Annotated in this window: 5 protein-coding genes; all 5 read right to left on the bottom strand. The window is 75.8% G+C overall.

What is annotated here, in order from left to right; all coding sequences use genetic code 11:
• Positions 1–189: 189 nt before the first annotated feature.
• The gene (locus FA014_RS17460; protein WP_154730908.1) at positions 190–552 is read right to left on the bottom strand and encodes a DUF2277 domain-containing protein; all 363 of its coding nucleotides are present in this window, start codon (positions 550–552) and stop codon (positions 190–192) included.
• Between the two features lie 49 nt (positions 553–601).
• On the bottom strand, positions 602–979 hold the full coding sequence (locus tag FA014_RS17455) for a VOC family protein (protein WP_154730907.1): 378 nt from the start codon (positions 977–979) through the stop codon (positions 602–604).
• Between the two features lie 154 nt (positions 980–1,133).
• Positions 1,134–2,405, bottom strand: a complete 1,272-nt coding sequence (locus tag FA014_RS17450; protein ID WP_154730906.1) for an ABC transporter substrate-binding protein — start codon at positions 2,403–2,405, stop codon at positions 1,134–1,136.
• A gap of 255 nt (positions 2,406–2,660) precedes the next feature.
• A complete protein-coding gene (locus FA014_RS17445) occupies positions 2,661–3,287 on the bottom strand; it encodes an ANTAR domain-containing response regulator (protein WP_230323338.1) in 627 nt (208 codons plus the stop codon).
• Positions 3,288–3,467: 180 nt separating this feature from the next.
• Positions 3,468–5,544, bottom strand: a 2,077-nt coding sequence (locus tag FA014_RS17440; protein WP_154730904.1) for a putative bifunctional diguanylate cyclase/phosphodiesterase, incomplete at its 5' end; no start/stop codon positions are given.

Genomic DNA, 5,544 nt, shown 5'->3' with positions numbered 1-5,544 from the left:
CGGCGCCCCCGGACACGGCCGCGGGCGGGCCGGGCACCGCGGCGGGCGGGCCGGCGGCCGGCCCCACCGCGAGGGGGTAGCCGACACGTCGAGGGGGTAGTCGGCGACTACCCCCTCGACGTGTCCGATACCCCCTCGGCGCGCAGCCGGGGCGGGCGCGTTCCGCTGCGGGCGAGCTCGCGGGCGGCGTCAGGCGTGCACGTGGTCGTGCGGGTGCGCGTGCTCGCCGTCGTGCGGGTGCGCGTGCTCGCCGTCGTGCGCCCCGTCCGCCTCGTCGCCGTCGAACGGGGGCATGCCCAGGCGCGCGCGGACCTCGGGGCGGCGCAGCGGCGGCACGGTGGCCGGCGGGCGCCGGCGCTCGGGCAGCTCGTCGAGCAGCCGCGTCACGATGGCGGCGATCTCCTCGACCGCGCGGTCGAGCGGCTCGGCCGTCGCCGTGGTCACCGACTGCACGCCGGTGACCTTGCGGACGAACTGGCGGGCCGCGGCCACGATCTCCTCGTCGGTCGCGGCGGGCTCGAGGCCCCGCAGCGTGGTGATGTTCCGGCACATGCCGACCACGGTAGGTCGGCCCCCGCCTCCCGGGAAGCCCCGGGTCGCGTCAGCCGGCGGAGGGGTACACGACCTGCTGCACCGACCAGCGGTTCCCGTCGGGGTCGGCGAAGAACAGGAACCGCCCCCAGGGGAAGTCCTGCACCTCCCCCACGTCGAGCCCGCGGCCGGTCAGGTCGTCCCGCGCGGCCTCGATGTCCGCCACCACGAGCTGCAGCCCCTCGACGGAACCGGGCGGCATCGTCGTCAACCCGGTGCCGATCGCGATCGACGCCCCCGAGCCGGGCGGCGTGAGCTGCACGAACCGGATGCCGCCCCCGACCTCGTGGTCGTGGTCGAGCACGAACCCGGCGCGCTGCGTGTAGAAGTCCTTGGCCCGGTCCACGTCGGAGACGGGCACCTGCACGAGCTCCAGTCGGTAGTCCATGCCCGGACGCTACGCCCGACCACCGACACCGCCCTCCCCCACCGGGGGCGACCGGGGCGGGACGGCGGAGGGCCCGGGACGCCGCACGCGTCCCGGGCCCCCACCTCCGGGCGGCCGGTCCCCTGCCCCGGCCACCCGCTCCGTCAGGTCGTGGTCACTCCTCGACCGCGCCCTCGACCGCCTTCACCCAGACGTTCTTGTTGTCGGCGCCGTACTTGTACACCCCGATGAACGCGGACGACGGGTCGTTGTCCTCGTTGAACGGGCCGATGCCGGCCTGGCCGACGTACTGGATGTCCTCCCCGCCGTCGAGCAGCTCGACGCAGTCGGCGAACGTGGTGCACTCCTCGCCGCCGTCAGCGCCGGAGACCGCGGCCAGGTTGGCCTGGATCGTCGGGCCGTCGGTGCCGCCGCCCTTGACCGCCGCGAGGGCCGCCAGGACCGTCGCGTCGTACGACTCGGGGCCGTACGCGTAGTCGGTGAGCGCCGGGTCGACGCTCTTCAGCCGCTCCTGGAACTCGTCGCTCGGGAAGGCGCCGGGGATCGTGCCCTGCGCGCCCTCCAGGGTGCCCGGGTCGAAGTCGGCGGAGTAGTCGGCGGTGTTGCCGTCGACCATGTAGATCGTCGACGGGTCGACGCCGGCGGCGACGAGCTCGGGGATGATCTGCTTGGTCTGCTCGAAGGCGAGGACCACGACGGCGTCGGGGCTGGTCGCCATGAGCGCGGTGACGTCGGTCGCGAAGCTGCTCGCGGCCGGGTCGAACTCCTCGCCCTCGTTGCCGTAGACGACCGTGGCACCCGCCGCCTCGACGGTGGACTTGACGACGTCGCGCAGCGAGGTGCCGTAGTCGTCGTTGAACACCAGGACGCCGATGTTCGAGTGCCCGTCGCCGGTGATGAGGTTGCCGAGCGCCGCGCCCTGCACGGTGTCCGGCGGGGCGGTGCGGAAGTAGAAGTCGGAGTAGCCCGACAGCGAGGTCGCGGTGTTCGCCGGGGAGATCTGCACGATCTCGGCCCCGGTGATGTCGTCGATGACGTTGAGCGTCACGGACGAGGACGCGGCGCCGACGATGACCTGGACGTCCTGCGAGATGAGGTCGGTGACCGACTGGGTGGCGACCTCGGCGTGGTCGGCGTCGGAGGAGTCCGCGTGCACGACCTCGACGTCCGAACCCAGCACGCCGCCGGCCTCGTTGATCTCCTGGACCGCGAGGTCGACGCCGGCGACCTCGGGCGGGCCGAGGTAGGCCAGCGTCCCGGTCTGCGGCAGCAGGGTGCCGACGATGAGCGGGCCGGCGGACCCGCCGTCGCCGCCACCGGACTCCTCGCCACCGGCCTCGTCGTCGCCGCCGCCGCACGCGGTCAGCACGAGGGCGACGGCACCGGCGAGGGCGGCCGCCTGGACGGCATGTGTCCTACGAGTCATGCGTGGTACCCCTGTCGATGAGGACGACCGGCCGGGTGCCCCGGCCGGGTGCGGCGGCCCTGCCCGACCACCGGCTGGGCGCGAAGGTATGCGCCCCGTGTGTCGCCGGTGTGTCGTGCATGTCACACCCGGGGTCGTTGCCGGATCGTGACGTTCCCGCGTGATCGCGCGGGCGGGCGGGCCGTCCCCGGGGCAGCACGAGGCCCGGCCCACCGTGGGGTGGACCGGGCCTCGCGGAGACTCAGGACGAGCGGGTCAGGAGGCGCTGCCCACCTGGTCGATGACCGCGTCCGCGACCTCGCGCATGGTCAGGCGGCGGTCCATCGAGGTCTTCTGGATCCAGCGGAACGACTCCGGCTCCGTCAGGCCCATCTTGGTCATGAGCAGGCCCTTGGCGCGGTCGACGCGCTTGCGGGTCTCGAACCGCTCGGCGAGGTCGGCGACCTCGGACTCGAGCGCGGTGATCTGCGCGTAGCGGGAGATGGCGATCTCCACCGCGGGCAGCAGGTCCGCCGGGCTGAACGGCTTGACGACGTAGGCCATCGCGCCGGCGTCGCGGGCCCGCTCGACGAGCTCGGTCTGCGAGAACGCGGTGAGCAGCACGACGGGCGCGAGGTGCGCCTTCGCGATGCGCTCGGCCGCGGAGATGCCGTCGAGCACCGGCATCTTGACGTCCATGACGACGACGTCCGGCTTGAGCTCGGTGGCGAGGGCCACGGCCCGCTCGCCGTCGCCGGCCTCGCCGACGACGTCGAAGCCCGCCTCGCGGAGCGTCTCGACGACGTCCATCCGGATGAGGGCCTCGTCCTCCGCCACGACGGCGCGCCGGGCCGGCCTCCCGGCCGCCTCGGGCACCTGCTCGGCCGCGCGGGCCTGCGGGATCTCGAGGTCGAGAGTGGGGTCGGCGGCGTTCTCGTCGCCGCTCGGCGTCGCGTCCTGGGTGCTCACGAGGAGAGATTCTAGAACCTCCGCGGCTCCGGGCGCTCCCGTCCCACCTGTGAACCTCGGCACGCCTACCACCCGGTAGCGAACCGCGCGACCCCCGGACGGCGGGCGGAGCGGTCAGGCGGTCCCGTCGAGCACCAGGGGCGCGGGCTCGGGACGCGCCGCGCGGCGCTCGACCAGCCACGCCGCGAACGCGTCGACGGGCATGGGCCGGGCGTGCAGGTAGCCCTGGGCCCGGTCGCAGCCCAGCCCCCGCAGCAGCGCCTCCGTGTCGTGGTCCTCGACGCCCTCCGCCACGAGCCGCAGCCCGAGGTGGTGGGCGAGCTCGACCGTGCCGGCCACGATCGCCCGCGTCCGCGGGTCCGCGAGCGCCCGCGCCGTGAACGAGCGGTCGAGCTTGAGCTCCTCGGCGGGCAGGTCGTTCAGGTACGCGAGCGAGGAGTACCCCGTGCCGTAGTCGTCGATGCTGAGGCCGATCCCCCGCTCCGCCAGCCGGTGCGTCACCTCGACGGCCCGCACCGGGTCGTGCATCAGCGCGGTCTCGGTGATCTCGAGCACCAGCCGGTCCGCCGGGAGGCCCGCGCGCGCCAGGGCGCCGTCGACCACCTCGAGCAGACCGGGCTCGTCGAGGCAGGACGTCGACAGGTTCACCGCGACGCGCACGGCCCGCCCGTCCGGGGACCCCCAGCCCGCGGCGGCCCGGGTCGCCTGGTCGAGCACCTGCCGGGTCAGCCGGCCCATGAGCCCGTGCTCCTCGGCGAGCGCGAGGAAGACGGCGGGGGCCAGCACGCCCCGCTCCGGGTGCTCCCACCGCACGAGCGCCTCCGCGGCCACGACCCGGCCGTCCGCCAGGTCGACCTGCGGCTGGAGGTGCACGGTGATCCGCCCGTGCCGCGCGTGCCGGTCGTCGTCCAGGGCGCGTCGCAGCTCGTCCACCAGCCGGCGCTCCTCGCGCGCCCGCGCGTCGGAGTCGCGGTCGTAGAGCCGCACGCCGCCGCCGGCCTGCTTCGCGTCGTACATCGCCGCGTCCGCGCAGCGCAGCAGACCCGCGGCCCCTCGGGCGCCGATCGCGGTCGTCGCCACCCCGATACTGGCCTCGAGCCGGACCACCCGGCCCTCGACCCCGATCGCGCGGGTCAGCGCGCGCCGCACGACGCGTGCCAGCTCGACGGCGGTGTCCGCGTCCGCGTCGGGCAGCGCGACGGCGAACTCGTCCCCTCCGAGCCGCGCCACGACGCCCCGCCCGCCGACCGCGCCGGCGAGCCGGGCCGCGGCCGACCGGATCACCCCGTCCCCGACCGCGTGCCCGAACCGGTCGTTGACCTCCTTGAACCGGTCGAGGTCGATCACGAGCAGCGCGCCGCGGGGGCCCGACGCCACCGCCCCGAGCTGCTCGAGCAGCGCCCGCCGGTTGGCGACCCCCGTCAGCGAGTCGGTGCGCGCCTCCTGCCGCACCGTCGCGAGCTGCGCGAGCTCCGTCACGAGCCGCAGCACCCGCGCCCCGCCGCCCACCGCGGCCACGGCCGCGAGCACGGACGACGCCGGCCGGTCGCCGGGCACGAGCGCGGAGACGACCAGGATCCCCACCCCGGCGCCCATCACCACCAGCGACCCGAGCGTCGTGTCCTGGGACGCCGCCTCCCGGGGCGGCAGGGCGCGGCCGTGCCCGACCCGCAGCACGGCGATCAGCAGCACCAGCCCGGCCCACGCCGCGACCACCCCCGGGCCCGGCGCGGCGGTGGCCGGTCCGGCGAGCAGGGCGGCCAGCTCGGCACCGGTGACGACGGCCAGGCCGGCCGCGAGCGCCCACGCACGGACGTCGCGCCGCAGGCCGGCGATCGCCAGCACGGTGCCCGTGGTGCCGAGCGCCACCACCAGCCCGGCCACCCGGACCAGGCCCGGCTGGAGGGCCCACCACGCCGCGCTGCCCGGTTCGGCACGGACGACGAGGTCGCCGAGCGCGAGCACGGCGGCGCCGGCGCTGACGCCGTTCAGCCAGTCACCGGGGTCGGACAGCTCGGTGCGGACCCGGTTCCAGTGCACGAGCCCGTGGTACAGCGCGGCGGACGCCAGCACGGCGCCGACGGTGAAGGCCGCCCCGCCCGGCCCGCCGGCCCCCGCGACGGCGACCTCGGCGACCAGCCCCGCGGCCAGCGACCAGGCGGCGGCGCCGGCCCACCGCCAGGTCCGGTCG

Origin of the sequence: Cellulomonas hominis, assembly GCF_005239125.1 — a bacterium.
GTDB classification, from domain to species: Bacteria; Actinomycetota; Actinomycetes; order Actinomycetales; family Cellulomonadaceae; genus Cellulomonas; species Cellulomonas hominis_A.
This window is presented reverse-complemented; position numbering and strand designations above follow the sequence as displayed.